Genomic DNA, 4,062 nt, shown 5'->3' on the forward strand with positions numbered 1-4,062 from the left:
GGGTGTGATTGCCGGATGACAACATTTATGACGAGGCTGATGATGCTTGAATTGAACTGGAAACCCCTGCGCTCCTGCCTGACGGCGGCCATCGTAGGAAGCACGGCGGTCCTGGCGGTGCTGCCGGTCGCGCCGGTCTGGGCGCAGAACCGTACATTGCCGGATTTCACGGACCTGGTGGAGCAGGTGGGTCCTTCGGTGGTCAATATCCGCACCCTGGAGAAAGCCAAGGCAGCGGCTTCAGGGAGTGCGGACGAACAGATGCTGGAATTCTTCAAGCGCTTTGGCATACCGATCCCCCCCAATATGCCCCGCGCACCCCGGCCGGACCGCAGCCCTCAGCCTGACGAAGACCAGCCACGCGGCGTCGGGTCGGGTTTCATCCTGACGGCCGACGGCTTTGTGATGACCAACGCGCATGTGGTCGAAGGCGCTGATGAAGTCATTGTCACGTTGACCGACAAGCGCGAATTCAAAGCCAAAATCATCGGTGCGGACAAGCGCAGTGACGTTGCCGTCGTCAAGATTGAAGCGACGGGGCTGCCCGCAGTGAAGATTGGCGACATCAACCGCCTCAAGGTCGGGGAATGGGTGATGGCCATCGGCTCGCCATTTGGCCTGGAAAACACCGTGACTGCAGGTATCGTGAGTGCCAAGCAGCGGGATACCGGCGACTACCTGCCGTTTATCCAGACCGACGTGGCCATCAACCCCGGCAACTCCGGCGGGCCCCTGATCAATATGCGCGGTGAGGTGGTTGGCATCAACAGCCAAATTTATTCGCGCTCCGGCGGCTTCCAGGGCATTTCCTTKTCCATTCCCATAGATGAGGCAGCGCGCGTGTCCGATCAGTTGCGCACGAGCGGCAAGGTCACGCGGGGCCGCATCGGTGTGCAGATCGACCAGGTCACCAAAGAGGTGGCGGAATCGATTGGCCTGGGCAAGGCGCAGGGCGCACTGGTCAGGGGTGTTGAGAGCGGCGCACCCGCAGAAAAAGCGGGCATTGAAGCTGGCGACATCATCATCAAGTTCGACGGCAAACCGATTGAAAAATCCAGCGACTTGCCGCGCATGGTCGGCAACGTGAAGCCGGGGACCAAGGCCGTGGTGACTGTCTTCAGGCGCGGCGCGAGCAAGGACCTTTCGGTCACGATTGGTGAGGTCGAGGCCGAAAAACCCGCGCGCAAGGCTTCGGCGGGCCCTGAGCCCAAGCCCCCGGTGGCGGGTGCAGCACAGGCTTTGGGTCTGGCCGTTAGTGAAGTGCCCGATGCACAGAAGAAAGAGCTGAAGGTCAAGGGTGGCGTCAAGGTGGACACCGCCGAAGGAGCTGCTGCGCGGGCCGGCCTGAAAGAAGGCGACGTGATTGTGGCGATTGCCAACTCCGAAGTCACCAGCGTCAAGGAATTTGAAGCGGCCCTTGCCAAAATCGACAAGTCCAAGGCCATCAACGTGTTGTTCCGCCGGGGTGAGTGGGCGCAATACGCATTGATCAGGCCTTCCCGCTGAAGGCGCTACCCAGGGCGCTTTCTCGCGGCGGCGCGGCAGCATGTGCGGCTGTCTTTAACCCCCATACCCTGCCGGGCTATGGGGGTTTTTGATGTCTGGCGCGGGAATTTGGTGCTTCGCAAAAATATATTTTGCGAGGGGCCAGACCTGATTTTTTGTTAGTGATTACTCACAATAAAGTGGTCCATGGACCATTTTCGGTAGAATATGAGCTCCCGCCTGCGCTATTTCGATATATCGGAATGGCTAAAGACCTGGTTTCTCTCTTTATTTTGAGTAATACCGAACGCTCCACAGATCACCCACAAGTTGTCCAGAGACAAGCAGTATAAAATTGTGAATAAGTTGTGCATAAGATCCATGTTGCTAGCCTGCAACGACAAAAATATGGCCATTTCGGGACTGTTCGGCTCCGACTTTTTGCCTACAATGAAGTTCCAACTATCGCAGTTGCCATAGATTGTTGGTTCAGGGCGCGTCGCTACTCGACGCGCCCTTTTTTATGGCCCTCGCGAATTCCATTCAATCTCTTCGCAATACTTTCAAGTACTTAGGCGTTCTCGTTGATGAATCACATCAGAAATTTTTCGATCATTGCCCACATTGATCACGGCAAATCCACGCTGGCTGACCGTCTCATCCAGCGTTGCGGCGGTTTGCAGGACAGAGAGATGAGCGCGCAGGTTCTGGATTCGATGGATATTGAAAAAGAGCGTGGGATAACCATCAAGGCGCAGACCGCTGCGCTCAAATACAAGGCACTCAACGGCGAGGTCTACAACCTCAATCTGATCGACACGCCGGGCCACGTCGACTTCTCTTATGAAGTGAGCCGCTCGCTGTCCGCATGCGAGGGGGCGCTGCTGGTGGTGGACGCCAGCCAGGGTGTGGAAGCACAGACCGTCGCCAACTGCTACACCGCGCTGGACCTCGGCGTGGAAGTCGTGCCGGTGCTCAACAAGATGGACTTGCCGCAGGCCGACCCTGATAACGCCAAGCAGGAAATCGAAGAAGTGATCGGTATCGACGCGACCGATGCGATTCCCTGCAGTGCCAAGACGGGCATGGGTATCGATGAAATCCTGGAGGCCGTCGTTGCCAGAATTCCRCCGCCCAAAGGTAATCCAGGCGGCCCGTTGCGCGCCATGATCATTGACAGTTGGTACGACGCTTATGTGGGCGTCGTCATGCTGGTGCGTGTTGTGGACGGCCGGCTTGCCAAGGGTGACCGTATCAAGCYGATGGCCAGCGAGGCGATGTACAACGCCGAGCAATTAGGCGTCTTTACTCCGCATACCGAGCCTCGCCAGGCACTCGAATCCGGCGAGGTGGGTTTTGTCATCGCTGGCATCAAGGAGCTTCAGGCGGCGCGGGTCGGCGACACCGTGACCCTGATCAAGCCCGGGACAGGCGGCGCTGCCTTTACCGCCACCGAGGCCTTGCCCGGCTTCAAGGAAATCCAGCCTGCGGTGTTTGCCGGCCTGTATCCCTCAGAGGCCAGTGAATACGAATCCCTGCGCGATGCACTGGAAAAACTCAAGCTCAATGATGCGTCGCTGCACTATGAGCCGGAGGTCAGCGAAGCGTTGGGTTTCGGGTTTCGCTGCGGTTTCCTGGGGCTGCTGCACATGGAGATCGTCCAGGAGCGGCTCGAGCGGGAATTCGATCAGGATCTGATCACGACGGCCCCCAGTGTGGTCTATGAAGTTCTCCAATCCGACGGAACCCTCCTCAAGGTTGAAAATCCCTCCAAAATTCCCGACGGCGGAAAGGTCAACGAGATCCGCGAGCCCATCGTGACCGTGCACTTGTATATGCCGCAGGACTATGTGGGCGCCGTGATGACGCTGGCCAACCAGAAACGCGGCGTCCAGCTGAACATGGCTTACCACGGCAAGCAGGTCATGTTGACCTACGAAATGCCACTGGGCGAGATCGTGCTGGACTTCTTCGACAAGCTCAAGTCCGTCTCCCGCGGCTATGCGTCAATGGACTACGAATTCAAGGAGTTCCGGGCATCCGATGTGGTCAAGGTGGACATCTTGCTGAACGGCGAGAAGGTCGATGCGCTGTCCATCATCGTCCACCGCAGCCAGTCGGCCTACCGCGGCCGGGCGGTGGTGGCCAAAATGCGCGAGATCATTTCCCGGCAGCAATTCGATGTGGCCATCCAGGCGGCGATCGGGGCCAACATTATTGCGCGTGAGACAATCAAGGCGCTGCGCAAAAACGTGATCGCCAAGTGCTACGGCGGCGATATTTCACGCAAACGCAAGCTCCTTGAAAAACAAAAAGCGGGTAAAAAACGCATGAAACAAATCGGTTCCGTTGAAGTCCCTCAGGAAGCCTTCCTGGCCATTTTGCAGGTGGAAGATTGATGCGCGGCGCAATGAGCACGATCACGGCCGTGGTGCTGGCCGCCTTTGTGGGTTATGGCGCTGCCTGGTACTTCGGCGTCGTGGACGGAAACTTTTCCCTGCTGCTGTTCCTGGCATCGGTGGTCACCGGGATTTACTGGCTGGCCGAGCGGTTTTACTTTTTGCCGCAGCGCTACCG

Annotated in this window: 2 protein-coding genes and 1 pseudogene; all 3 read left to right on the forward strand. The window is 57.9% G+C overall.

What is annotated here, in order from left to right; translation table 11 throughout:
- The first annotated feature begins 42 nt into the window (after positions 1–42).
- Entirely contained in the window at positions 43–1,506 is a 1,464-nt protein-coding gene (locus AC1D1X_RS17340) for a DegQ family serine endoprotease (RefSeq protein WP_477698749.1), read from the forward strand.
- 566 nt (positions 1,507–2,072) lie between these two features.
- Positions 2,073–3,884 (forward strand): translation elongation factor 4, encoded by a 1,812-nt coding sequence (gene lepA / locus AC1D1X_RS17345; RefSeq protein WP_477698748.1) that lies wholly within the window; start codon positions 2,073–2,075, stop codon positions 3,882–3,884.
- Positions 3,885–3,895: 11 nt separating this feature from the next.
- A pseudogene (locus AC1D1X_RS17350) lies at positions 3,896–4,062 on the forward strand (signal peptidase I); the annotation flags it as partial.

This window comes from Polaromonas sp. P1_G4 (assembly GCF_056405475.1).